General features: G+C 37.8%; 19 protein-coding genes and 1 tRNA gene. 7 read left to right on the forward strand and 13 right to left on the reverse strand.

The window, feature by feature from the left end; genetic code table 11:
- Nucleotides 1–67: 67 nt before the first annotated feature.
- The 5 genes from AB657_RS04830 to AB657_RS04850 all read left to right on the forward strand — a co-directional run bounded on the left by AB657_RS04830 (nucleotide 68) and on the right by AB657_RS04850 (nucleotide 4,598).
- Nucleotides 68–628 (forward strand): AAA family ATPase, encoded by a 561-nt coding sequence (locus AB657_RS04830; RefSeq protein WP_047245458.1) that lies wholly within the window; start codon nucleotides 68–70, stop codon nucleotides 626–628.
- Nucleotides 629–2,527, forward strand: coding sequence for a RecQ family ATP-dependent DNA helicase (locus tag AB657_RS04835; RefSeq protein WP_047245459.1), 1,899 nt, complete (start codon nucleotides 629–631; stop codon nucleotides 2,525–2,527).
- Nucleotides 2,524–3,471: a methionyl-tRNA formyltransferase gene (gene fmt / locus AB657_RS04840; RefSeq protein ID WP_047245460.1), complete on the forward strand. Its 948-nt coding sequence runs from the start codon at nucleotides 2,524–2,526 to the stop codon at nucleotides 3,469–3,471. The genes AB657_RS04835 and fmt overlap by 4 nt, the downstream gene beginning before the upstream one ends.
- A gap of 178 nt (nucleotides 3,472–3,649) precedes the next feature.
- Nucleotides 3,650–3,922, forward strand: a complete 273-nt coding sequence (locus tag AB657_RS04845; RefSeq protein ID WP_047245461.1) for an HU family DNA-binding protein — start codon at nucleotides 3,650–3,652, stop codon at nucleotides 3,920–3,922.
- 115 nt (nucleotides 3,923–4,037) lie between these two features.
- Entirely contained in the window at nucleotides 4,038–4,598 is a 561-nt protein-coding gene (locus AB657_RS04850) for a YqgE/AlgH family protein (protein ID WP_047245462.1), read from the forward strand.
- Here AB657_RS04850 and AB657_RS04855 read toward each other — a convergent pair.
- The gene (locus tag AB657_RS04855; RefSeq protein WP_047245463.1) at nucleotides 4,595–5,440 is read right to left on the reverse strand and encodes an aminotransferase class IV; all 846 of its coding nucleotides are present in this window, start codon (nucleotides 5,438–5,440) and stop codon (nucleotides 4,595–4,597) included. The two genes, AB657_RS04850 and AB657_RS04855, sit on opposite strands and share 4 nt — an antisense overlap.
- Before the next feature lie 52 nt (nucleotides 5,441–5,492).
- A complete protein-coding gene (locus AB657_RS04860; RefSeq protein WP_047245464.1) occupies nucleotides 5,493–5,876 on the reverse strand; it encodes an START-like domain-containing protein in 384 nt (127 codons plus the stop codon).
- A 136-nt stretch (nucleotides 5,877–6,012) separates the two neighbouring features.
- Between AB657_RS04860 and AB657_RS04865 the strand changes: the two genes are divergently transcribed.
- Nucleotides 6,013–6,086, forward strand: a tRNA-Met gene (locus AB657_RS04865).
- Between the two features lie 453 nt (nucleotides 6,087–6,539).
- On the opposite strand, the gene AB657_RS04870 is transcribed toward AB657_RS04865, so the two are convergent.
- The 7 genes from AB657_RS04870 to AB657_RS04900 all read right to left on the reverse strand — a co-directional run bounded on the left by AB657_RS04870 (nucleotide 6,540) and on the right by AB657_RS04900 (nucleotide 19,838).
- A complete protein-coding gene (locus AB657_RS04870) occupies nucleotides 6,540–8,138 on the reverse strand; it encodes a sulfatase-like hydrolase/transferase (protein WP_047245465.1) in 1,599 nt (532 codons plus the stop codon).
- 635 nt (nucleotides 8,139–8,773) lie between these two features.
- Nucleotides 8,774–10,219, reverse strand: coding sequence for a carbon starvation CstA family protein (locus AB657_RS04875; RefSeq protein WP_047245466.1), 1,446 nt, complete (start codon nucleotides 10,217–10,219; stop codon nucleotides 8,774–8,776).
- Nucleotides 10,220–10,269: 50 nt separating this feature from the next.
- The gene (locus tag AB657_RS04880; RefSeq protein WP_157491587.1) at nucleotides 10,270–11,838 is read right to left on the reverse strand and encodes a sulfatase family protein; all 1,569 of its coding nucleotides are present in this window, start codon (nucleotides 11,836–11,838) and stop codon (nucleotides 10,270–10,272) included.
- Between the two features lie 26 nt (nucleotides 11,839–11,864).
- Nucleotides 11,865–13,550, reverse strand: a complete 1,686-nt coding sequence (locus AB657_RS04885) for an FAD-dependent oxidoreductase (RefSeq protein ID WP_052958627.1) — start codon at nucleotides 13,548–13,550, stop codon at nucleotides 11,865–11,867.
- 165 nt (nucleotides 13,551–13,715) lie between these two features.
- A complete protein-coding gene (locus tag AB657_RS04890) occupies nucleotides 13,716–15,167 on the reverse strand; it encodes a RagB/SusD family nutrient uptake outer membrane protein (protein ID WP_047245467.1) in 1,452 nt (483 codons plus the stop codon).
- A gap of 19 nt (nucleotides 15,168–15,186) precedes the next feature.
- Nucleotides 15,187–18,474 carry a TonB-dependent receptor gene (locus AB657_RS04895; RefSeq protein ID WP_052958628.1) on the reverse strand — a complete coding sequence of 1,096 codons (3,288 nt, stop codon included), beginning with the start codon at nucleotides 18,472–18,474 and terminating at the stop codon, nucleotides 15,187–15,189.
- Nucleotides 18,475–18,686: 212 nt separating this feature from the next.
- Nucleotides 18,687–19,838 carry a FecR family protein gene (locus AB657_RS04900; RefSeq protein WP_232304846.1) on the reverse strand — a complete coding sequence of 384 codons (1,152 nt, stop codon included), beginning with the start codon at nucleotides 19,836–19,838 and terminating at the stop codon, nucleotides 18,687–18,689.
- Between the two features lie 123 nt (nucleotides 19,839–19,961).
- Here AB657_RS04900 and AB657_RS04905 point away from each other — a divergent pair, with 123 nt between their 5' ends.
- Entirely contained in the window at nucleotides 19,962–20,561 is a 600-nt protein-coding gene (locus AB657_RS04905) for an RNA polymerase sigma factor (RefSeq protein ID WP_047245468.1), read from the forward strand.
- Between the two features lie 143 nt (nucleotides 20,562–20,704).
- Here AB657_RS04905 and AB657_RS04910 read toward each other — a convergent pair whose 3' ends face one another.
- Genes AB657_RS04910 through AB657_RS04925 form a run of 4 tightly spaced genes read right to left on the reverse strand, consistent with a single transcriptional unit; the run spans nucleotide 20,705 to nucleotide 25,804 of the window.
- On the reverse strand, nucleotides 20,705–22,108 hold the full coding sequence (locus tag AB657_RS04910; protein WP_047245469.1) for a TolC family protein: 1,404 nt from the start codon (nucleotides 22,106–22,108) through the stop codon (nucleotides 20,705–20,707).
- A complete protein-coding gene (locus AB657_RS04915; RefSeq protein WP_047245470.1) occupies nucleotides 22,108–23,457 on the reverse strand; it encodes an HlyD family secretion protein in 1,350 nt (449 codons plus the stop codon). The genes AB657_RS04910 and AB657_RS04915 overlap by 1 nt, the downstream gene beginning before the upstream one ends.
- A gap of 6 nt (nucleotides 23,458–23,463) precedes the next feature.
- On the reverse strand, nucleotides 23,464–25,125 hold the full coding sequence (locus AB657_RS04920) for a peptidase domain-containing ABC transporter (protein ID WP_047245471.1): 1,662 nt from the start codon (nucleotides 25,123–25,125) through the stop codon (nucleotides 23,464–23,466).
- Nucleotides 25,118–25,804, reverse strand: a complete 687-nt coding sequence (locus AB657_RS04925; protein WP_047245472.1) for a TetR/AcrR family transcriptional regulator — start codon at nucleotides 25,802–25,804, stop codon at nucleotides 25,118–25,120. The genes AB657_RS04920 and AB657_RS04925 overlap by 8 nt, the downstream gene beginning before the upstream one ends.
- Nucleotides 25,805–26,006 lie beyond the last annotated feature (202 nt).

Raw genomic sequence — 26,006 nt, forward strand, 5'->3', positions numbered from 1 at the left:
AGGGTAAATACCAAGTTTTTTAATACCCTTCAATTCCGTATTTTTGCAATTATAAAACTACATTTTATTGGACTTTAAAAGGATTGTAATCACGGGAGCTCCCGGAACAGGAAAGACTTCTGTTATAAAATCATTGGAGAACTCAGGTTTTTTTTGCTTTCACGAAATCATAAGAACTATGACTCTTGAAGCTATAGAAAACGAGGAGGCCGATGTGTTACAGAACAACCCCATAGACTTTGTTAGTGATGCCGCTTCCTTTAATCAAAAATTGCTAAAAGGTAGACTAGATCAATTTAAACAGGCGACCACCTTACAAAAGGATATTGTTTTTTATGATCGTGGCGTACCCGATGTACTGGCCTACATGGACTATTTTGAGCAGTCGTACGGCACTGATTTTTTGAATGCTTGCAAAGCCAACCGTTACGATAAGGTTTTTCTGTTGCCACCATGGAAAGAAATCTACAAACAGGACAACGAAAGGTTGGAAAGCTACTCTCAGGCCGTTGACCTGCACATACATCTAGAAAAAACATACAATTCATTTGGGTACGAAATAATAGAAGTGCCATTCGGCACTGTAGAAGAACGGTTGAAATATATTCTTAACAACACCCAAACCTAAGTGAATATTGAAGCGCAACAAATTCTTCGAAAGTATTGGGGCCACCCACATTTTAGGGATTCGCAAGAAACCATTATAGAAGCCGCCCTTAAAGGAGAAGATGTGCTCGGACTCTTGCCCACTGGCGGTGGCAAATCTATCTGTTTTCAGGTGCCGGCAATGATGCAAGAAGGTATCTGTATAGTGGTATCTCCTTTAATAGCGCTTATTCAAGATCAAGTCTCTTCATTAAAGAATATAGGTATTAAAGCCATCGGACTAACGGGAGGTCTAAGTTTTGAGGACATAAGCAACCTTTTGGATAATTGCATCTATGGCAATTATAAATTTCTATATCTATCGCCAGAGCGATTGCAACAAGAAATTGTTCAGGATAGGATCCGCCAAATGAACGTAAATCTTTTTGTCGTAGACGAGGCCCACTGTATTTCACAATGGGGCCATGATTTTAGACCCGCTTACCTAAAGTGTGAAATTATCAGAGATCTTCATCCAGAAATTCCTATTATGGCTCTTACGGCAACGGCTACTACCAGAGTTGCCAAAGACATAATAAATTCGTTGCGACTCTCGGACCCATTGGTTAAAAGAGATTCTTTTTCTCGAAAGAACATAGCCTTTAAAGTAGATAAGAACGAGGATAAAAAATTTCAGCTAATACAGTATTGTAAAGCGTTAAAGAAAAGCGCCATCGTCTATACCAGAACCAGAAGAACTACAGAGGAACTTAGCAGATACTTGTCCGCCCATGGCATTTCTTCTGCGTTTTACCATGGAGGCATTACGGAAAAAAACAAGAAAACGACATTGGCCAAATGGCTGAACAATGAGGCAAAGGTCATGGTTGCGACCAATGCCTTTGGTATGGGAATAGATAAGGCCGACGTAGCACTGGTAGTACATTACCAAATACCCGATTGTATAGAAAATTATTACCAAGAAGCTGGTAGGGCCGGAAGAAACGGTGAGGCCGCACAAGCCATATTATTGACCAACAAAGCCGACCAAGAACAGGTAAAGAAACAGTTTTTAAGTGTACTGCCAGACGTAGCTTTTGTAAAACTAGTGTACAATAAGCTGAACAATTTTTTTCAAATCGCCTATGGTGAAGGAAACGATACCAAGTACCGACTAAATTTTAATGAATTTTGCTCGGTGTACAAACTTAACGCCATGCTTACCTATAATGCTTTAAAAATATTGGATCAAAACTCTGTTATCGCATTATCTGAATCTTTCGCAAGAAAATCGAGTATCCAATTCATCATATCCAAAGATGTACTACATGAATACATCAACAAGAATAGGTCGGTAAGCGATTGTGTAAAACTCATATTAAGAACATATGGGGGTATTTTTGAGTTCGAAACCAAAATAAACACCTTTTCCATAGCCAAAAAACTAAACCTGCCGGAAAAAGTTGTCTTGGAGAAACTGGAAGTTTTAGCTACTGACGGTATTATAGATTATAAAGCATCTCACAGCGATCTAGAAGTTACATTTTTAATGCCAAGGGAAGATGACCATACCATAAATAGGTTCGCCAATACCATAAAGGAACAGAACCTATTAAAAAAACATCAAGTGCAGCAAATGCTCTCCTATATTAACACCGATAACGTTTGCAGAAGTAGACAACTATTACTTTATTTTGGCGAAAAGCAAACAACGGTATGTGGAAAGTGCGATGTGTGTTTGGCGAATAACGAGGACCTGTCCAATACCGACAGTTTAAAAATAATGGTAAAAAAACTTTTGTCTACTGGAAGATTTTCTTCTAGAGAGCTGCAACAGCATCTTGACTGTTCGCCAAATATGCTGATGATAATATTAAAGGAACTACTGGAGGATGGAGAAATAAAGCTCAACTCCAAAAATGAATATGAAATTACATTATGAAAGATTTACGAATCGTATTTATGGGTACTCCCGATTTTGCCGTTGGTATATTAGATGCGCTAGTTACCAACAACTATAATATCGTAGGAGTAATCACGGCACCCGACCGCCCTGCCGGTAGGGGAAGAAAATTAAATGAATCTGCAGTTAAAAAATATGCCATTGAAAAACAATTGAAGGTTTTACAACCTACCAATTTAAAAAGCAAGGAGTTTTTAAAGGAACTGTCAGATCTAGAAGCCAACCTACAGGTAGTAGTAGCCTTTAGAATGTTGCCCAAAGAAGTATGGCAAATGCCAGAATATGGAACCTTTAATCTGCATGCATCCCTATTGCCTGAATACAGAGGAGCTGCACCAATAAACTGGGCCATCATAAACGGAGAGACCAAAACCGGTGTTACCACTTTCTTTATAGATGAAAAAATAGACACCGGAGCCATCATCCTGCAAAAAGAAACCGATATATTACCCGATGAGGATGCCGGTACCCTGCACGATAAGTTAATGCTATTAGGTTCCGATCTGGTATTGTCTACGCTCGAACGTATTAAAAAAGGAAATTTTGAAACTACGGTACAAAAAAATGCTACCGACCTTAAACTGGCCTATAAAATTCACCGTGATACGTGCAAGATCGATTGGAATGCCGAACCAAAGAACATATACAATCTAATCAGGGGACTGAGCCCCTACCCTGCCGCTTGGACCCTATTATATAACGGAGAAGAGGAACTGACCGTTAAAATATATAAGGTATCTATGGAAGAAGCCAAACATTCGTTTCCACATGGCACACTTGTAAAAATGAAGAACGAATTAAAAGTTGCCGTCAAAAACGGCCTTATAAACTTAATGGAAATACAACTACAGGGAAAAAGGAAGATGGCCATTAAAGATGTTTTGAACGGTCTTAAGTTGGACAAAAATGCATATCTACGCTAAAGCCCCGTGGTTATTGACCTAACAGAAAACGTAAAAAAAGCCTTACTTTATTAACAAACCCCCTGAGTTATCAACAAAATAGGGGATTTAGAGCCGTTTTACTTGTGTTGGTCGTAAATCCATATAAATTTGCTTTTAGGTTTAAAATTATTTTAACAACAATTAATTTAATCACATTATGAACAAAACAGAATTGATTGATGCAATGGCAGCAGATGCAGGCATCACAAAAGCAGCAGCTAAAAAGTCATTGGAATCTTTCTTGGCAAATGTTGAAGGTTCCCTTAAAAAAGGAAATAGAGTTTCTTTAGTAGGTTTCGGATCTTGGTCAGTAACTAGAAGAAACGCAAGAGAAGGAAGAAACCCATCTACTGGAAAAACTATTCCAATTCCAGCAAAAAATGTTGTTAAGTTTAAAGCAGGAGCTGACTTAAGCAGTGCTGTAAACTAATATTACAATTATATTTTTATACAAAGGCGCTTCTAAGAAGCGCCTTTTTTATTTTCGTTTTTTTGAATATTAATAAGAATTGTCTTATTTTTAGATACATTGATATACAAAAACAATGGTTCAATTAAAACCAAATAAAGGAAAGTTATTAATTGCGGAGCCCTCTTTAACAGGAGATGTATCCTTCAATAGATCCGTAGTTCTTTTGGCCGAACATAATGAAGAAGGTTCGGTAGGTTTTATTTTGAACAAGCCTTTAGAATATCAAATAAGCGATTTAGTTACAGAAATCACCATTCCCTTTCAAGTATACAACGGTGGACCTGTAGAGCAGGATAATCTTTATTTTATTCACAAAGTACCGCACCTTATAGATGACAGTATAGAAATATCAGACGGTATTTATTGGGGCGGAAATTTTGAAAAGACCGTTGCCTTGATCAACCAAAGAATTATCTCGGAGGATGATATTCGCTTTTTTCTAGGTTACTCTGGCTGGTCGTCCCTACAATTAAACAAAGAACTATCCTCTAAATCGTGGATCGTAGTGGACAATGAATACCAAAGCCATATCATTAAAAAATCTTTGGGAACTCTATGGAAAGAAAAAATGATGGAGTTGGGAGGCGATTACCTCATATGGTCCAATGCCCCCGAAAACCCCAATCTCAACTAAGCTGTAATTCTTGCCACAGCGTTTAACTTACCTATCAAATTTTTGGCAACTTCATTAGTAAATACCTTTTTACGGTATTTGGTAACAGGTATAATACCTTGAATGGTATTGGTTATGAAGATTTCGTCCGATTTTTGAAGCTCAAATGGTGAAATACTTTCTTCAATAAAATTATAGTCCTCACTTTTTTCTAAAATACCTATCAATTTCTTTCTAACGATACCGTTTAACCCCCCCTCTTTTAACGAAGGTGTTTTAATAGTTTTTCCCTTAACAACAAAAACATTGCCGTTTAGAGCCTCTACAACTTGCTTTTGTTGATTTAGAAGTAGACAGTTATCGTAACCGTTCTCATTCGCAAAAACACTGCCTACGACGTTTAACACCCTATTATTGGTCTTAAGATTGGAAAGCATATCCGGATTAACAAAAAAATCTTTGAACAACTCTATTTCATATCGCCGGTCATTTATTGTATAAAAAGAGTCCTCTAGTTCTTGTGCCTCTATAATGTAGGCTACTTCATTCGACTTGGGAAGGTATAGGCCACCATCTTTTCTAAAAACGGTAAATCGTACTCTTTGGGCCTTTTGCAGCTCATTGGCCTCGATGGTCTTATTAATTTCTTCTTGAAAAAATTCCATTGTAAAGTCCATAGGAATTTCCATTCTCAGAATACGCATAGAGGACATTAACCTTAAATAGTGTTCTTCCAAAAAATAAATGTGACCATTAACTACCCTAATGGCCTCAAATAGGCAATCCCCATAACGTAGCCCCCTATTCTGTTGATTTAAGAACTTATGTTCATCTTCATACAAATGACCATTAAAATTTACCATAAAAAAAGCCTTAAAAAATTAAGGCCCAAATATACTGTATAATGTAGAGAATCTATGATGATCCCAGCACCTGTTTTAAGTCTGATATTTGATTTGCCCAAAGCATTTTCGCCTCGTCCACTTCGTCCTCTTCGGCAAAGTCCGTGATAAATAACGAAACATCCTTTGTAATTTCATCAACGATTATTTTCATTTCAAAGTAGGTATCATCATCATTTTCGTCCCATGAAAACCTAACAAACTCATCTGTTTTTCGTTTCAACAACTTAGCTTCTTCCTCTACTCCATCCCAAATAAAAATATATTTCTCCCCTCTAGAATTGACATTGTCCGCAAACCATTCTGAAAGTCCGGATGGCGTTATCAGGTATTGATATAATAACTGAGGTGAGGATTGTATAACGTATTCTATTTCAAACTTTATTTTGTCGTTCATTATGTACTTCTTTATATTGCCCAATATATATATTTCTAAATGATAAAAAAATAAAAGGCGATTATAATTTTTTCATCAACTATTGTTGAAGAACAAGAAATTTACCTTTATATTTGCAGCCGCTAAAAATTATCACGGCGAGGTAGCTCAGCTGGTTAGAGCGTCGGATTCATAACCCGGAGGCCGAGGGTTCAAGTCCCTCTCTCGCTACATAGTCCACAGGACTCAAAATCAACGGTTTGTGTATACACAAACCGTTTTTTTATGTCTTTTGTTGCCGGCGTTTTCCATCGTATGCGATAACATATCTAGTGAAAAAACAAAATTGGATTCCCCTTTTTTATAGGTATCGAGCGGTACGGCATAAAAAGAACTCACTTAAACCGATGAATACTCTTTAAGAATAACACAAAATCCATAAAATTAGTAGAAAGTATAAATTTAAAATGCAAGTATGCCTTTCTTTACTATTAAATTAACAAGACTATGTCATTCAACTACAAAGTCATGGAAAAAGTAGTTTTAAGGCAAAAAAAAGAGCCACAGTTACCTGTCACTCCTTTTAAAACTAAACTAACAACTCAAATAATATCTTAGCTTTCGGTAGATTAATTACTATTCTCATTAGTTATTACATGAATTAAAGAATACACCTGTTGACTTTCAAAAACTTCTTACTGCTTTTTTAGTTCTTTTGGGGGGTGGCAAAATTTTCACGTTTTTATTATATAATTCCTGTAAAATGGATTTTCGTTTTGGATCTTTTTCCGAAATATCATTCAGCTCGGTTATATCATTTTCAATATCATATAAACTCCCTTCTAAATGCGGATATTTATTTTTATTTATTTTACCGTTTTCATTTTCAATCACATTGATATTTCTAACCAGTTTTTCATCACCACTCCTTATAGAGTATATATTCCTATCATATCGTCTAAAAAACAAATATTCATGGGCTGTTTGTCCTTTTTTATCTCCTATTAAATAAGGAATTAGGTTAACACCGTCAATAACACGGTCTGTCGGCACTGTTGCTCCAGCTAATTCCACTGTGGTTGTAAATATATCCATGGATGACACCATTAGATCAGAGACTTCTCCGGCTGGTAAAGTGCCTTTCCAATTCATTACAAATGGCACTCTTACACCACCATCATAGACAGTACCTTTACCTTCTCTTAGTGGCAAATTAACCCCTCCCAGGTCATTTGGTCTAGCTAGTGCAGCTCCGTTATCACTTAAATAAAAAATCAAAGTGTTTTCCAATAAATTTTCATCTTCTAAAAGACTTACTATTTTTCCAACACCATCATCAACGGATAAAAGCATAGATAAATAGACTAACCGTAATGCTTCTTGATCTAGATTTAATCCTTTAAATTTCTTAAAATCATAATTCCTGTCATTACCACTTTTTTCCCATTTGTCTGTTTCAAGTTTCATGCGCTCATATGCCGCTTGATACTTGGGCTCATGTTTAACAATTCTTTTTATCAAACTCTCTTTGGTCTGAAATGGACTATGCGGTGCATGGTATGCCACATAGGCAAAAAAAGGATTGTTTTTATTTCTTTTTATAAAAGAAAGAGTTTCATCTGTTACGGCATCCGTTAAATATTTACCGTATTCTGGAACAGCAAATTCACCACTTGTCCAACTTGGTGGGTTTTTTATTCCTTTTCCCATAAATAACTCTCTATAGTAACCATGGTAGTCTCGATTTACTTCATTTCCGTTTAAATAATCTTCACCCCAATAGTAATCGAAACCACGTTCTATAGGAAACATAGCCAAATCGCTACCTCCTAAATGCCATTTACCAAAAGCTCCTGAAATATATTTTTTTTGTTTAATTATTTTTGGTATAAAAATTTCTGACAATGGCGGTCCCGTATCCCCATTAGGCAGATTTATATTATCCTCCATTTCAAAACGACTACTTGAACGACCCGTTAAAATTGAAGATCTAGAAGGTCCACAGGTAGCGGATGCCACATACCCATTACGGAAATATATACCTGTTTGTGCTAATTTTTCAAGATTAGGCGTTAAGACATCAACTGAGGCAGGAAACTCTTTGGGGTCGTGAAAGCTAAAGTCTGCATACCCTTGATCGTCCGTTAATATTACAATAATATTTGGTGGCTGTTTAACAGTTTTTTTTGAGGAATTTTCTACTTGTCTATTCCCACATGCAAATAATACTATTGCTATTAGTACTGAAATAGCACCAATATTTTTTAACTGTTTGTATATCATAATTCAGTACACTTTAAATTTTAATAATTTTTTTAGATTAATTAAACTTTCCAATTGAAAAAGTATAATAACATCTAAATGTAATAAAAATCAAATGTACATTACACACTTATAGTTGAATTTTACTTTAATTTCATAATTTAAAAATCATCTAAATAATTGATTATTAAGCTATCTAAAATCATATTAATACAATTCTATTCTATTAAAATTCATAACCCTGAGGCCGAGGGTTCAAGTCCCTCTCTCGCTACATAATCCACAGGTCTTAAAATCAACGGTTTGTGTACACACAAACCGTTTTTTTATGTCTTTTGTTGCCGGTGTTTTCCGTCGTATGCGATAACATATCTAGTGAAAAAACAAAATTGGATTCCCCTTTTTTATAGGTATCGAGCGGTACGGCATAAAAAGAACTCACTTAAACCGATGAATACTCTTTAAGAATAACACAAAATCCATAAAATTAGTAGAAAGTATAAATTTAAAATGCAAGTATGCCTTTCTTTACTATTAAATTAACAAGACTATGTCATTCAACTACAAAGTCATGGAAAAGTAGTTTTAAGGCAAAAAAAAGAGCCACAGTTACCTGTCACTCCTTTTAAAACTAAACTAACAACTCAAATAATATCTTAGCTTTCGGTAGTTTTATAATCTTCTCGTTTCTTTCCTATCAATGCAAAAAACAACATACAAACTATTAAAGTAATAATCCCCCCAATAACATAGGATATCGTATTATCCAATTCAAATCCTTCCGGTGCGATTAAAATATAGGTAGTGCACACCATGGTCATAAAAACAGCAGGAACCAGGGTAATCCAATAAAACTTGTCCGCATAGGCCAAATACGCAGTAATGGTCCATAATACAACGGTCGCCAAGGTCTGGTTACTCCATGCAAAATAACGCCAGATGATACCAAAATCTACCTGCGTTAAAATAAACGCTACTACAAATAGTGGTATACTTAGGTATAGTCTATTCCTAATTTTCTTTTGATCGATCTTAAATATATCGGCAAGGATCAAACGAGCAGACCTAAACGCCGTATCACCAGAAGTAATCGGGGCCGCTACTATTCCTAACAGTGCCAAAAAACCTCCGATCGTACCTAGCATATTGGCAGATATCTCATTAGCCGCCCAAGCTGCGTTGCTATTATTGGCGAGCATGGCATCATTAAGTAAATCTACGTTACCAAAAAAGGTCATGGCGGCCGCGGCCCAAATCAATGCTACTATACCCTCTGTAATCATGGTGCCGTAAAATATTTTTTTACCTAGAGATTCATTTTTTAGGCATCGGGCCATTAACGGGGATTGGGTAGCATGAAACCCCGAGATGGCCCCACAGGCAATGGTTACAAATAATATTGGAAACAACGGTGTTTCCTCGGGGTTCTTGGTCATATTTCTAAGATTACCAGGTACCATTTCAGGAATGGTATAGTCTCCACCAAAAAGAGCAATGAGCAATCCTATGGCCATTAGTAACATGGCCAACCCAAAAAGGGGGTAAATTTTACTTATTACTTTATTGATGGGCAATACGGTCGACAGAATATAATAGAGTAAAATTATACCCACCCAAATCCATAAGTTCCAAAAATTACCTGTCATTTCAGCTATTATCTTAGCTGGCCCCATTAAAAAAACGGTTCCTACAAAGACCAACAACACAATAGTGAAGAGCCTCATTAACTGCTTCATATTGTTTCCTAAATAAACCCCTACGACCTCACTAATGCTTAGTCCATCATGTCTTAACGATAACATTCCCGAGAAGTAATCATGAACACCACCTGCAAATATGCTTCCCAAAACAATCCATAAAAAAGCTGACGGACCAAACATGGCCCCGGCAATAGCCCCGAATATGGGCCCCAAACCAGCAATATTCAGAAATTGAATCAAAAATATACGCCAGGTAGGCAGTGGTATAAAATCTACGTCATCCCTTAATCTTACTGCGGGAGTTTCGTGGTTTTTGTTGATTACGAAAATATTTTCTACAAGCCTGCCATAAATGAAATACCCTAAAATCAGTACTACGATAGAAATAAGAAATGAAACCATCTGAAAATTTAACTATTGAGTTATTCGATTCTTTACTACTAAGACATTTTTTAATATGAACTGGAATTTTTCTGTTCTTCAGAGCCTGTTCCAGAAATAATCGCAAGTAATTCTTTATGCATTTCATCTGCCAAATCAGAATTCTCAAAGATTAGGTTATTAGATTCAGATTCGTCCTCGTACAAATCATATAACCCACCCTGAACCGAATCGTTCTCCGGTGCAATAAATTTCCATTTACCCTTTCGCAAACCCAATAGATTATTTGAAGATTGAACAACTACAGATTTTCTGACATCCTTATCCTCCCCCAAAAGGTTTATGGATTGGTCATAACTATCTACGGCCATATTTTTTGGCAGATCAAAGTCAATAATCGAACCGAGGGTCGCAAGTACATCGTTTAACGCAAAGATTTTATCTGTTTTGACCCCTTGGGGAATATTTCCCGGCCATTTGGCTATAAAAGGGGTACGAACCCCTCCTTCCCAAATGGTCCATTTAGATCCTCTGAGATTACCGTTGGGATAGTGTTCGTTCTTGTTTGCACCTTTTTCCATAGCATCCGACAGCTTATTACTTGCATTTGCCAAATCTATATGAACACCTGTTCTTTCGAACTGAGAACCATTATCACTGGCGAAAAGGACGAGCGTGTTTTCCGCTTGCCCTAAACTATCGAGCGTGTTCAATATTTGACCTACATAGCTATCGAGTTCAGAAACATAATCACCGTACAAGCCAGCTTTTGTGGTTCCTACATACTCATCGCTAACCGATAACGGCACATGTGGAACATAAGGAGCAAAGTATAAAAAAAAGGGATTTTCCTTTTTCTGTCTTGCTCGCTCGCTTAAAAATGCGATACTTTTTTTAGTGATACGTTTAAGGTATTGATTAGCTGGAACAATCTCAATATGATCTTTCCCTTTGGCCGAATCGATGTTATAGAACTCGTGACCAAGGGCGGCAACTATATTTTTACCATCCATTATCCAACATTCACTGGCACAACTAAATCCGTACCAATTTTCAAAACCATTGTCGACCGGGCCTCCGTTGATAGGTTTTTGTAGATCAATATTAGCGCCATTGTTAGCTGCCCTAAATTTTCCATACCCAGCAGGTTTTAACCCGTCAAAGGTGGGAAATGTGGCCCCCAAGTGCCATTTACCATACCCTGCAGTGGTATAGCCCGCTTGTTGCAACATTTGTGGCAGCGTTAATTGGCCTTCACCTATCATAGAAGGTTCATAATTTGACAAAACACCGGACTTCTTCCAACTTCTAAAAGGATACGTTCCTGTCATCAGTGCATACCTAGACGGCGAACAGACCGAAACAGGGCAATATGCATTTGTAAAACTTATACCTTCAGATGCCAATTTATCTAAATTAGGGGTAGGCACCAGAGATTTATTATTATATGATCCCAAATCACCATACCCAAGATCATCTGCAAATATCAGCACAATGTTGGGCAGGGGTTTCTGTTCTTCTTGTACGTTCGTACATGAAACAAACGCAAACGTACTTAGCAGAACAATAGTACTTATTAGAGAACTACTACGTTTTACATGTTTGACCTTATTTATACTATCTTCCGATGCTACATTCATAAAACCGTTATTTAAACTTTCTAGAATTACTCAAGACGTTGACCATTTTTCAATAAAATCGACCTTAAATTTTCATAAGAAATGTCTTGAACCGATTTTTGCGAATCAATTGCCAAAGAAGCTGCGGTTGCGGCAGACTCCCCTAAAACCATAAATACCGGTTCCATTCTTATTGATCCAAACGCAATGTGGGTAGAACTAAGGCAAACTGGTACTATCAAGTTTTCGCACTCTTCCTTTTTGGGCACCAAAGACTTATAACTTATAGGGTATGGGTCAAAACCGTGTGCTTCTACATTACCTTCATTTTGAACATAACCATTGGCATCAACATAACGCTGTACATTGTGTGAATCCATTGTATACGCGGCCAACCCAATAACATCCTCTGCTACTACGAGTCCTTCACAGTTATGCTGTGTCATAACATAGTCACTGATCATTCTTCTAGCCTCACGAACATATAATTGTTGTTGCCAACCATCTTCTCTTTCAAATTCATCTTTTGTAGTACCCCATTTAGAAGCCTCATCACGTACCTCCTTCGGAATCCTTGGATGATTGGCAAGTGTCCACATTAAGCCCATTTGATAGTTACGGTGATCTTGGATTATTTTTTCCCTCTCCTCATACGTAGCTTCTGGGTAGTTATAGTTTTTTCCGATATAATCGGTTGAAAATCCAAATCTATTGTTAGAATCGGTCTTGCGATTTGGCATACTGGAATTAATTAATGGTAACAAGGGGCCACCTTTATAGTACATATCTCGTACTGACCCTTTGCGGGCTTCATAATTTCTAAAAAGAAGCTCATAATCCTGTTCATTATAATTTACAGGTTTCTTGAATGGTATGCGATTGTCCGGATGATCGGTCAAACACATCCTAAAACAATAAGCCTGAATTTTATTGTCCCCTTCCCCTTCAATACCGGGTTTTTCATTGACATTGGGCAAAAGACCGCTCTCTGGGTCCCCTTTAACTATGTAGGGATCTACCCTGGGTATAAAATTGTGGTTAGCGGCATTTTTAGAAATCAAATGGGTCAGAGACACGTTATAGTTGTTCGGCTGAACGCCGTTTAGGGTTTCTCCGTATTCCGCGTTTCCCTCACGACCTACCGTGTAACTTACTCCTGCAGCAGCCATTAAATCACCTTCATAGGTCGTATCAAGAAATACTTTACCTGTAAATTTCTTTCCACTTTCCATAGTAATAGAACGGATTTTTCCGTTCACCTTTTCCACTCCCGTATCTCTATTTAACCGCTCATTATATACCACTTTAACCTTCTCATCTTTTAACATATCATGATAAACGGATAATGCGGCCGAAGGTTCAAAAGTCCACATGGTGGGCTCACCTTCTTCCGTACGTGTTTGACCACCATCTTTATACTCGGACCTCCGTTCCCATTTCCAGTTGTTCTCGTCATCGTAATATTTTTTGATATTGGCATAAAATTCCCTGGAAATACCTCCAATAGCCTGTTTATTACCTATATCGGTTTGCCCCAATCCACCTGTCGTTAAGCCCCCAAGTCTACTGGTCGGCTCAATTAATACTACTGACTTTCCCATTCTACTGGATTGAATTGCCGCAACGACACCGGCCGAAGTACCTCCATAGACAACTATATCATATTTCTTTTTTTGGGCATGTATACCCTGAAACATCAATATGAGGGCAATAGCCCCTAATAATCTTTTCATTTCCTATTATTTTATTATTAACACCTGGTTGTTGTTTTAATTCTAATTAAAAATGTAAGTGGTAATTTTTCTTAAACTCTATGATTACAACTTATAGTTCAACTATGTAAGTATTAGAAAAATACAGGCCCGATAACAAGCCTGTATTTCTATTTGTTATCTATATTAATATCCAGGATTCTGATCCGATTGATCAATGGCCGGATTATTGTTAATTTCATCTTCCGGTATTGGCCATAAAAAACGTTCGTCTATTACTGTTTTTCCGGCGGCGGCAAAAGCTTCTTTAACTTTTCCCGTACGTTTTAGATCAAACCAACGTCTACGCTCTAACAAAAACTCATATCCTCGCTCTTGCAATACGGTATTTTCAAAATCAGCAGCGCCCATTCCAGAAGAATAATCCACCGGAGATGCCGTATTCGGATCATATCCATAAGCTCTTCTCTTTATCATGTTCAAACGCTCCAAGGCAAGTGCCGTTGGACCACCATTGGCTTTACTGGCCGCTTCTGCGTAAAATAAATATGCTTCTGTAAACCTATAGATAGGTACACTGTAAACATTTTGTCCAGAAGTGTTGGAAATAAACTTTTTAAAGAGCATTGGTACCGTTTCAGGTAAAGGCACCCACTCCCCTTCTGCATTCTGATACTGCGTATATAAATTAAAATCTTTTCGCAGATCATTATCGTCCCAACTATCACCAATAAATGAATTCGTATCGGGTAGCCATGCAAAGTAACCAGTAGACGAATAATTGTACGGCAATGCCTGCCCTCTGTGTATATAGGTTGGAATGCCCGAAGTTTTTGTTTCGGAATGATGTACCGACATAATATCTTCGGTACTGGTATCTACAGCAAAAATCTTATAAAAATCATCTGGATTTTCAACTTCAATTAAGCTAAAAGGACCATTAACAATTACATCATCTGCTTTTTCGGCGGCGGCTTCCCATTGTTCCAAGGTCAAATAAACATGGGCCAGTAGCATTTTTGCGGCCCATTTTGAGGCCCTACCTGTTTGCCCTCCTACTTCGCCAAGACCATTTTCTGCGGCTAAGGCATCGGCAATAATCAATTCATATACCTTACTTTCGGGTTCTCTTGGAGCTTCTACGGAACTCAAATCTACACTTTCACTGGTTTTAATGGGTACAGCACCCCAACCACGAACCAATTCAAAATAACTTAAAGCCCTTAAAAAGTGTGCTTCGGCCAAAATCTTTTCTTTCTCCTCCGCACTTATATCATCTATTCCTGGCACATTATCTAAAATGGCATTGGCCCGATTTATAGTAGTATATAAAGATGACCAATTTGAGGCACACCTTCCAATGCTTGTCTGATCTAATATCTGGTCCCAAATAGTAATTGGTGCCTGTGACCCTCTACCGAAAATAAAATCTCCGTGCAGCTCTGTCATTAAATAATGGTTCATACCGTAAAAGTCGCTTTGCAAACCAGCATAAACACCAACGATAGCAGCTTGGGCATCTTCCTCGTTATTATAGAAATTTGCTTTGGAAACAAAATCTTTCGGAACTTCCTCCAATGTCTTTTCACAAGCAGAGAAACATATGATTATTACTAATCCTAAAACTATATTTTTCATAATATTATGTCTTTATAAATTAAAATCTAAATTTTAGGCCCATGGAATAAATCTTGGCACTGGGGTAACTACTTTGATCGTGGCCAAATCTCAATCTATCTCCAATACTGCTAGAATCAGTTCCTCTTGTGTTAGCCTCTGGGTCAAGGCCCGAGTACTTTGTGAAAGTGAACAGATTGGTACCGGATATGTACAACTGAAGCATATCAAATCCGTTTAGACCGATATCGGAAACAGGGAAATTATAGGCCAACCTCATTGATTTTACACGCAGATAACTGGCATCTTCAATAAATCTGTCCGAAACCGTTATTTGCGTTGCACTACTTATTTTAGGGTATTTGGCATTGGGATCAGGGTTCTCCTCTGTCCAATAATTTCCAATTATATCCCTAAACTGATTGTTACCACGCTGAAAAGAATTTAAGTGTGTTCCATTGGTTGCGTTAAACAATTCGTTTCCTTGAACACCCTCCAACATTACATTCAATTCAATACCCTTATAACTAAAATTAGATGTTAATCCATAGATAAAATCTGGGTGATAGCTACCCAAAATTACTCGGTCTAATGTGTTTACCAATCCGTCAGGAACTCCATCGGGTCCGCTTACATCTTTATATTTTATAAAACCATTTTCATCCAACCCATCTTCCAAAAGGCCATAAAAAACCCCCAACGGCTCTCCTTCACGCGCAATATTTGCACTTGGCCAAACGGCACTTTGGGCCGCTCCAAAAATATCACTGTCACCAGCAAGTTCTATTACCTTATTTCTATTGGCAGAGATTTGAGCTGATATATCCCATTTAAAATCGTTTCTTAGAATATCCGCATCAACACTAAATTCAACTCCTGAATTTTGTATTTCTCCAAGATTCCTCAGAATTGAACTAAACCCGACACTTGACGGAAGGGGTACCGACGCAAGTAAATCTTTTGTATTCTTTTTGTAGTAATCAAATACAAACCTTAATCTATTATTGAATAGGTTAAGATCAAAACCAACGTCCAACTGACCTGTAGTTTCCCATTTCAATTCACTATTGGAGATACCAGCAGGATAAAACCCGATAACGTCCGTTTGGTTACCAAAAATATATTTGGTAGAATTCAATCTGTCCAGTGATTGATAAGGACTAAGTGCCGTGTTGCCCGTAATACCATAACTAGCCCTTAATTTCAAATTTGAAATGACGGAGCTGTTTTTAAGAAAGTTCTCATCTGAAACACGCCATGCCAAAGCTGCTGATGGAAAATACCCCCATTTATTATCCGAACCGAATCTAGACGATCCATCGGCCCTAATACTGGCAGTAACCATATATTTACCGTCATACGAGTAGTTCACCCTAGAAAGAAAAGAAGCCAATGTCCAATCAAAATATCCCGACCAAGGATTTCCAACAGTCTCGGCAGCGGCCAAATTAAAGTTCTCTGTAATATTATTTGAAAAACCACTTACATAAATTCCAGAATAACGGTTCATTTGTGTTTGATATGTTGCCCCTCCTATTATGTTTAAACTATGTTTTTCATTGAAAGTTTTAGAGTAGGTCAAGACATTCTCTGTAAGAAAAGAATTAAAGTAGTTATTTTGCTCTTGGGCCGATCCCCTATCATTTTCGTATACAATCGGATTAAATTGCTCATTACGCAGATGTCTGTATTGCAACCCTAACAAAGTCTTAAAGGAAAGACTAGGAGAAATTTGAAAATCGAAGGTTGTATTTGCCAAAGCACTGTTGGAAAAACTTAAGTTTTTACTATAGGTAAACAATAATGGATTTCGCATATCTGCCGATCCAAAATTATACACCTGTCCTATTTGTGTAGGAAGACCTTCTTCATCATATAATGGAAGTGTAGGAGGCGCAGAGGCTGCTGCAGAAAGCATTGATGTACCACGGTATCCATTGTCCACATTGACAGAATTTGTCTCATTTCTGGACAATTGAAGGTTAACTCCCATTTTTAACCAACTTTTTAATTCTTGATCTAAATTGACCCTAACTGAACCCCTGGTCACATCTGAGTTTTCTATTATACCATCTTGATCATAGTAATTACCTGAGATAGAATACCTTCCTTTTTCTGAACTTCCAGAAAAAGTTACCGTATGGTTTTGAACCGGGGCGGTTCTAAAAATAGCACCCAACCAATCGGTTCCTGGATTTTCTATTTCAGAAACATTAAAATAGGGCTCTAAACCTTCGTTTTTAAGCCATTCGTTGGCAATAGTCGCATATTCTTTGGCATTAAGCACATCATATTCATTTATAGCTTGTTGCATACCAAAAAAGGTGTTGATCTCCACTTTACTTTCTTGATCTTTCTTACCCCTTTTAGAGGTTATGATTACGACACCGTTTGCCCCACGAGATCCATAAATTGCAGTTGCGGAGGCATCTTTTAAAATATCGACAGATTCAATATCCGCAGGGTTTAGATAATCGATACCGCTGGTTACCGGAAATCCATCTACAACATATAATGGCTGATTATTACCGATCATAGAATTTCCTCCTCTGATTCGCACCTCTATTCTAGAACCCGGTGTACCTGAATTTTGAGAAACCCTAACCCCAGAAGCCCCAACCTTAAGCGCCTGAGCCATATTGTATACGGGAACCGACTCTAATGTTTCGGTTTTAACTTGAGAAACCGATCCTGTCAAATCGGCCTTTTTCATAGTTCCATATCCCACTACAACAACTTCTTCCAAACCGGCAGCGCTTTCCTCCAACACAACATTTATATTGGTACGTCCGTTCAGAGAGACCTCTTTAGTGGCAAAGCCCAAATACGATATTATCAAAATAGAATTTTCATCCGATGTAGTTATAGAAAAATTACCATCGAAATCTACGGTAACACCGTTGGTGGTCCCTTTCTCGATTACATTTGCCCCCGGTAACGGTGCTCCCTCAGAGTCAACAACAGTTCCAGAAACAGTTTGTTGATACACTTCAACATTCTGTATTTCGATTTTCGTACCATTTTCTTTCAAATCCTTTTTCAAAAGTATTTTGCGGTCAGAAATCTCATATGAAGTGTCAACATCCTTGAACAAATAATCTAAAACACGATCAATAGGTGCTTTTTGTAATTTAATAGTAACCTTTCTTTGTAAATCAACAGATTTTGTATTGAAAAAAAACCTGAATTCACTAAGATTTTCTATTTCATCTATAATTTCCCTAACGGTAGAATTCTCTTTTTCAATCGAAATTTTGGTCTTTTGAGAATAAGAATTGGCTTGCATAAGAAAACCTATTGCAAGAAAAAAAAGAAGTGATAACTTCATTTTTAAGTAATAGTTTAAGCGCAAAGAGAGACAACCCTTTGACATTGGTGGTTTTTTCATAATTTTGAATGTTAATTTGTGATTACGCTTTAAGTGTGGTCATTTTTTATAAATCGGGAAATGTTACCGCATTTTCCGATTTTTTTTATTTTGATAACAAAATTCAAAATGACCAGATGTGATCTATTGGTCTTATTTCATAAGCTTATGGTTTAATTGATTATTATTTTGTTCTCTACGATCTGATATTCTATTTTATATACCTTTTTAAAATATTTGAAAACCTGTTCTATTGTTTCATGTTCCGTTTCGATCGTGGCATTGAATTTTTCATTATCAAGCTGACTGTTGTTATTGATAATCACCACATTGTAATGCCGCTCTAACTTTTGAATTATATTCTTAAATGACTCATTTCGGAAAATGAGATTTCCTTGCATCCAAGACGTATATATCCCGGTGTTTACCTTCTCGTCAGAAATTTCACCTTCTTCTTTATCAAAAACCCCCAAATACCCCGGCTTTAGATAAAATTCTTTATTATTGCCCTCTTCCATTAAGTTAGACAAACTTACAGATCCTTCCACCAGCACTACCTTAGTTTCGAGATCCTCAGAATAACTGGAAACATTAAACTTGGTGCCATACACCTTTACGTCTAAATCATCAACATTTACAACAAACTGCTTATTTGTATTTTTAATCACTTCAAAAAATGCCTCGCCTTTCAACATTACTCTACGCGGCATATTGTTAGGAAAAAAAGTAGGATACGTAATAGAACTACCAGCATTAAGGTAAACTTTAGTGCCGTCGGACAATACCACGTCAAATCTTTTACCTTTAGGAATACTCAATGTGTTATACTCTGGCTTAATATTGGTTGTAGAGTTATATATTAACCTATTATCATTCTTATTTCCCACAATATTACCATTGGCATCAACTATGGTTGCAGTTCCGTCCTCTTTTATAACTTGTTTTTCTCCGTTACCAAGTTCCAATGTAATTACATCTTCTCTTGGGTTAACCACACCGTTTACTTTTTGGGTAAACAAATTATCTTTTAACAAAAATCCCAATCCTAAAAATACTAGGGCAATAGCGGCATATTTAAGAGTATTAAGAAATCTAACTTTATGATCTTCTTTTTTCTCATTGCGAATTTCTTTTAAGAGCTCATCTCTTACCTTATCTAATTTTGGATCGTTCATGGCTACGTTTATAGCAAAATGGGTTTTGATATATGACTTGAAAATCTCGTGGTTTCTTTCGTTTTCTAGCCAAGTATTCAACGCATCCAAATCTTCAATATCAGCTGCTTGCGAAAAATACTTTACTATACAATTTTCAATATATTTCAAAACCATTTAATCTTTCTCCTTTTTAATTAATACAAGAGAAATTTACAATACCCTAACTTTTTTTTGATATTTTTTTCATAATCATATATTTTTTGCCGTTAATTTGTCAAATAACCACATTTCATGAATAACGAAGAAAACAGGAAGTTGATAGAAAGATTGATCTCTGGAGAAGAAAAAGCTTATATGTTTCTCTTGGAAAAATATCATAAACAGTTGGATGCCTATGCTATAACCTTGACAAGTGACCAATCATTGGCCCAAGATATTGTGCAAAATGTCTTTTTAAAAACATGGAAATCCAGAAAAAAGCTTAATCCGGAATTTTCTATCCGCAATTTTCTGTACAAATGTGTTTATAATGAATTCTTAAATGTATATCAGCAGAATAAAGCTGTTACATTGTTACACAAAAAACACATTGAATATGCCTATGAAATTGCTGTGGAAACGGATGACTCCGGTATTCATAAACTGATGGATATTGTAAATACGGAAATTCAAAAATTACCCCCTAAATGTAAAAAAGTATTTGTGCTCAGTAAAAAGGAAGGGCTGACAAATAGTGAAATAGCAAATTACCTAAATATATCCATTAAAACCGTAGAGGCCCAGATAACGAAAGCTTTTAGAATTTTAAAGGATAAGCTAGGGGAGCAATACGAAACAATATTGTTTGTGTTGTTCGGAAACAATATTCAAAAATTTAAAACAGCACCTTAAAATGTAAAATAGCTCGGTTGTTAGGTATATAGGCGCAGTTTGTTTCATACAGCCACTACATAAAAATTAAGCGTACCATAATTACAACACAAAATTTTTATAGTATATGGATCTACAAATACAGGTAAACCCTTTTTATCTAACTATAAATTTACAGGGTTTACCCCAATGGAGTTGAACAACTTTGCCTTTGTGGAAAAAAACTTGTTTCGGACGGCATTCCTTTTCAGCTCGGCATCTATCAGTTTACTTTCCCTAGAATTCACCAAAAACAAAGAACTCTCCCCAAACCCAAACTTTCGTTCTTCGGCGGCGACCATAGTATTGTAATTGAATACTACATCGTCTATAAGATTATTTTGTTTTTTAAACGACTCTAATTCTTGGTATAGGCCTACAATTTTGTTCTTGATCCGGATTTCGGCATCGTCCATTTCATACAACGCGTTTTGCAATTTGATTTTGGCCAATTTTAAATCACCTCGTTCTTTTCTTAAAAAAAGTGGTACACTAAAAGCTACACCTCCTTTATAGGCTTCGGTCGTAAAACTGGAAATATAATCGGGCTTCTGGGTCAAAAAATTGTACTGTAACTCTATCTTCGGTAAAAGCTTGTTGGCCTTTAACCTTTTTTCCACAGTAAGCTCTTCAACCTTATATCCTAAGGATTTTAACTTAGGGTGCCTCTCTATGGAAAAACTGTCCAGGGGTATTCCCCTAATTTCAAGCGTCTTATCTATCTCACCGGCCAAATTGGTTTCAGGTATTACATTGGCTTGTAGTTCCACGGGCATATGATCGCCCATCCAAAGAAAATTGGATAGTTCCAGGGCACTTTTTAGAAAGCGTACTTTCGCCTGCTCCAGATTCAGCGCACGGTCTTGTACGGTTATCTTGGCTTCTACGGTGTCTATTGCGGCCACCTCGCCCACTTGGGCGCTCTTTTTAACTCCTTCAAAACGCATTTCGGCATTTGCCAAAAAATCGGCGTATACCTGCGTATCTTGGTAGGCATGCAACCAATTGAAATAGGCCAAAGAGGCCTCATAAAGTACCTCGTTCACCTGTAAATCGCGTTCTACTAGAGAACGTTCCCTAAAAATCTTGGCCTGCCTTAAAGTGGCCATACGCTGGTTGATCCATAGCCCCTGCCCCACCGACATGGAAACCCCGGCACTGTACAATCCGTCATCAGGAAGGGTCTCATCAGCATTCAGGTATACCCCTTGGTTTTGTTCAAAATTTCCCTTTAGCTCAATGCCATACCATGTTGGTATTTTAAATGTGGCGTTCAGCCGGTCGTAGTACTCGGTACCCTTGAACTCCTTTCGGTCATAATCAATTTCTATTTTTGGGTCGAAACCACCACGAGCCCTCATCAAACGGGCCTGCCCCATTCCAATATTCAGTTGGGCCTGTTTGACTACGGGATGGTATTTTTTCACATAGCCGAGATATTCGTTAAATCCCAATACCACCTCATTGGGCTGTTGGGCCTGCGTAACAAAACAGCATACCATAAAGAGAATAAACAGTACGTTTTTCATTATTTTTCCTTTTTAGCAGTCGATTGTTTGGGCTGATAATAATTGGGAGGAAATCCGTTGATCTGCCTCCATAGTTCATACCAAAGGGGTACATCTTCCAACAAGGCTATGGTACTTGCCCCCGAACCTACGCGAATCTCTTTAGGCCATTCTTGTTCTTCGGGATCTGGTGCAATCAACACACGGTATTTTCCATTAACATCGATAAAGGTTTCCACGGCCACGATCTTTCCTCCAAAAGTTCCGTATGAAGCATTGGGCCATCCGCTAAAAACAATAGCCGGCCAACCATCGAACTGTACACGCACTTTTTCCCCCACGTGCATCAAGGGCAAATCCATTGGTGCCACATAAGTTTCTACGGCCATTTCATAATTGGCGGGCATAATTCCGACAAGATGGTCACCTTCTTTAAAGTTTTCACCGATACCACCCTGTATGGCCCTATTGATATAACCGCTCTGTGGTGCCTTTATGTAATACATGCCCGTACGTATCTCATAATTGGCAAATTGGTTCTCTAGCTTGCTTACTTGGGCCTCGGAATCGAACTGATTAGATTTTGCGGTGTACATATCGCTACGGGCCTTTGAAATTTTATCGGTATAAGCTACATGTATACGGTTGATTTCCATTTCAGCATTGAGGACGTCGTTCTTGGCCGCCAATAACTTGTTTTCTTGGGATATGAGCTTGGCCTGGGTCTCTTGAAGCTTCAATCTTTTTTCCTCCACATCGGTCATAGACTTTAATCCTTCTTGCTGCAGTTGTGCTATACGGTTATACTGCCGTTCAGCAATATTTAAATTGGTATTGGCCGCTTCAAGATCAATACTATCGCTCTTTACCTTTAATTTCGACTGAATAAGTTTATTCTTTGCCTGCTCCAATTTTAGTTTGCGCTCGTTACCCAGTGCAGAGATCTGGTTGTTCAATGCATCTACCTTGTTCTGGTACGATTCCACCGACATGCTTTTGGCCTTGATCTGTTGGCCGGTCCTTTCCATAAGGCGGGGGTCAAAATAATCGTTCTTTACTTCGGAAATATGTAAAATGGTATCGCCCTTCTCTACATAATCCCCTTCCTGTACATACCATTTTTCTATACGTCCCGGAATAGTACTCTGTATAGTCTGTGGCCTGTGTTGCGGACTTAAGGTAGTAAGGTTACCCGTACCACGCACACTTTGCGTCCACGGTACAAATAGTAGCACAAATCCAAAAAAAGCAGATCCCAATAAAAATCTGTTAAAGTGTTTATAATGCCTTTTATGAAACACCCTATCGGTAGATTTATACCCTGTAAGGTGCACCGTTTTGTTAAGTGGGTTATTAGATATGTTCAGCATAGATTTCTAATTATGAGTAATAATGCGACCTTGGTCCATTTTTATGATATTGTTGTCCACTGCCCATCTAAGGTCTTGACTCACGACCACTAACGCCCATGGGTGCACAGGATCGGTCAAGAAGCGCATAAGGCGCTCCGCTTCTTTCTCATCAAATTGAATAAGGGGTTCGTTCAATAATAATAGTTTGGGCCTACGTACAATACTTCGTGCCAGAACAATCTTTCTTGCCACGGTATAGGGAATCTGCTGCCCTTCTGGGTAAATAATGGTATCTAGGCCATTTGGCTGTTCTTTTATGAACTGTAACAACCCTACGCTCTCCATGGCCCAATGTAAATCTTTATGTGAAATACTATCGTCCCCAAAAGTGATGTTCTCCAAGATCGTGCCCTCAAACGGACTCTCCTCTGTCATCGACTGCCCCAAAAAAGAACGATAGTGATTGGGATTGATTCCGCTCAACGAAAAATCATTGGCATAGATGGTACCTTGGGTGGGCTCTATAATACCAGCGATCAAACGCAACAAAGTCGACTTACCCGAACCGTTTACCCCCATGATCAACAATCTACTGCCGGGAACAATCTTCAGTGAAATATCACTCAGTATATTTTTCATATTATTGGTCTTAAAAGAGACGTTGTTAAGTTCTACCGTCAACGGCTCGTTTTCAGACAACGGGCAGGTTCCTTCTTGGTTCTCCAAATCTTTATCGACCACCTGCCCCAATTTTTCCAAAGAGGTCAAAAGGTCATAGAACGTTTCAAAACCCCGAATCAGTTTTTCTACCGAGGTAATCACCAAAAGAATAATGATCTCGGCCGCTACAAACTGCCCAATATTCATTTCTTGGTTCAGTACCAGAAGCCCCCCAATGACCAAAAGACCTGCCGTAACCAATACCTTAAAACCAATTAGTTGTATAAACTGCATCAACAACACCCTAAAGTGGCTTTCGCGCGCCTTTAGGTAATCGGTCACCAAAACATCGTTCTTATCTACGGCCAAGCTAGTTTTACCCGAGAGTTTAAAGCTTACCAACGAACGTGCGACCTCTTGGATCCAATGCGCTACTTTGTACTTGCTTTTAGACTCCTCCAAACTAGTATCCATTCCTTTTTGCACGGTAAAACGAAAAACCAAATACACCAAAACCAATAAAAGGATGCCGTAAATGATAAAAAATGGATGATAGAACGATAGTAGTAAGAGGCCAAAAACAATCTGCAGCAAGGCTGCGGGAACATCCAGCAAAAGTTTGGAAAGTCCTTTTTGAACATTTAAGGTATCAAAAAATCTATTGGCCAATTCCGGTGGATAATAGTCTCGTAATTCGCTCATTTTTATCTTCGGAAAGCGGTACGTAAACTCAAAAGAGGCCCGGGTAAATATTTTCTGCTGCATATTCTCCACAATACGTATTTGCATAATACTCAGAATACCGGCAAAAGCGACGCCACCGGTGACCAAGACCACCAAGATAATCCACGAGGTGCTGATCTCGGCCCCTTGTATAAGGTTAATGATAGACTGTATGCCCAAAGGCAGCGATAAGTTTACCAACCCTGCAAAAATGGCATAATAAAAGGTCTGTAAAACATCCCTTTTATCGAGTTTTAGCAGACCCATAAGGCGTTGCCATGAGGTAAGTACGTTTTTAGCCATTCGGTGTATTGTTTAGGGCATTAAATACCAGTTCGGTAAAGTATTCTGTTGGGTCGCCCTTTTCGTGGCAATCCGTCAAGGAAACGAAATGATCTCTTAAAAAATGTTGGTGCAGCGAGCCCTCCAATACGGTACTCGCCAAACTACTAGGGTATTTATAAGTAGGGTCCACCTCTTTGACCATAGTGCTTAAACGATTTACCAATCGTTTGTAGATTACGAAGTAGCCTTCTTTGTTATCGGCATCTACCTCCTTGGTCAGATATGATTTGGAATATTCATTGATAACGATCTTGCTCAACAACACCTCATTAATGTGCGAGAAGTTAGAATCTACTTCCACTTCCTTGGTAACGATGGCCAATGCCGTCTTTAACTTTTCACGGGGTTCGGTTATGCTATTGGTAGCAAAAACCAATTTGTACTCTAACCAACCCCAGTACCAAGAAGTAAGGTATAAGAGCAATTTGTGCTTGTTTTCAAAATAGCGATAGATAGAACTTTCATTGCTACCGATCCGCTGCCCCAATTTTTTGAAAGTAAAGGCCTCGAAACCAATTTCATGAATCAACAAAATGCTTTCTTCAACAATGCGTTTGCCCAAGCTCGTTGATTCCGGGTCTTTGATATAAATTTTTTCGTTAATCCCTATTTTTAGAAACTGGAATAGCCGTTCCATATGAATAAAATAAAAGTTTAGGTCGCAAATATAATAGTATTACTATCAAAAAATAATAGTTTAACAATTATTTTTAATATAAATACTTTCATTATACCTTATGATTAGATAAACCATACGAATAAAACCAACCTAAAATATTCGGCGAAGTTGAATACAAACACCTTAAAAGCCGTGTAGCCCCAAAAATATCAGCATACCA

Source organism: Maribacter thermophilus, from assembly GCF_001020565.1.
Classification (GTDB): domain Bacteria; phylum Bacteroidota; class Bacteroidia; order Flavobacteriales; family Flavobacteriaceae; genus Maribacter; species Maribacter thermophilus.

Coding starts and splice junctions, on each gene's coding strand:
- fmt (WP_047245460.1), top strand. CDS start 2,524: ATGAAAGATTTACGAATCGTATTTATGGGTACTCCCGATTTTGCCGTT.
- AB657_RS04845 (WP_047245461.1), top strand. CDS start 3,650: ATGAACAAAACAGAATTGATTGATGCAATGGCAGCAGATGCAGGCATC.
- AB657_RS04850 (WP_047245462.1), top strand. CDS start 4,038: ATGGTTCAATTAAAACCAAATAAAGGAAAGTTATTAATTGCGGAGCCC.
- AB657_RS04855 (WP_047245463.1), bottom strand. CDS start 5,440: ATGGTAAATTTTAATGGTCATTTGTATGAAGATGAACATAAGTTCTTA.
- AB657_RS04860 (WP_047245464.1), bottom strand. CDS start 5,876: ATGAACGACAAAATAAAGTTTGAAATAGAATACGTTATACAATCCTCA.
- AB657_RS04870 (WP_047245465.1), bottom strand. CDS start 8,138: ATGATATACAAACAGTTAAAAAATATTGGTGCTATTTCAGTACTAATA.
- AB657_RS04875 (WP_047245466.1), bottom strand. CDS start 10,219: ATGGTTTCATTTCTTATTTCTATCGTAGTACTGATTTTAGGGTATTTC.
- AB657_RS04880 (WP_157491587.1), bottom strand. CDS start 11,838: ATGAATGTAGCATCGGAAGATAGTATAAATAAGGTCAAACATGTAAAA.
- AB657_RS04885 (WP_052958627.1), bottom strand. CDS start 13,550: ATGAAAAGATTATTAGGGGCTATTGCCCTCATATTGATGTTTCAGGGT.
- AB657_RS04890 (WP_047245467.1), bottom strand. CDS start 15,167: ATGAAAAATATAGTTTTAGGATTAGTAATAATCATATGTTTCTCTGCT.
- AB657_RS04895 (WP_052958628.1), bottom strand. CDS start 18,474: ATGAAGTTATCACTTCTTTTTTTTCTTGCAATAGGTTTTCTTATGCAA.
- AB657_RS04905 (WP_047245468.1), top strand. CDS start 19,962: ATGAATAACGAAGAAAACAGGAAGTTGATAGAAAGATTGATCTCTGGA.
- AB657_RS04910 (WP_047245469.1), bottom strand. CDS start 22,108: ATGAAAAACGTACTGTTTATTCTCTTTATGGTATGCTGTTTTGTTACG.
- AB657_RS04915 (WP_047245470.1), bottom strand. CDS start 23,457: ATGCTGAACATATCTAATAACCCACTTAACAAAACGGTGCACCTTACA.
- AB657_RS04920 (WP_047245471.1), bottom strand. CDS start 25,125: ATGGCTAAAAACGTACTTACCTCATGGCAACGCCTTATGGGTCTGCTA.
- AB657_RS04925 (WP_047245472.1), bottom strand. CDS start 25,804: ATGGAACGGCTATTCCAGTTTCTAAAAATAGGGATTAACGAAAAAATT.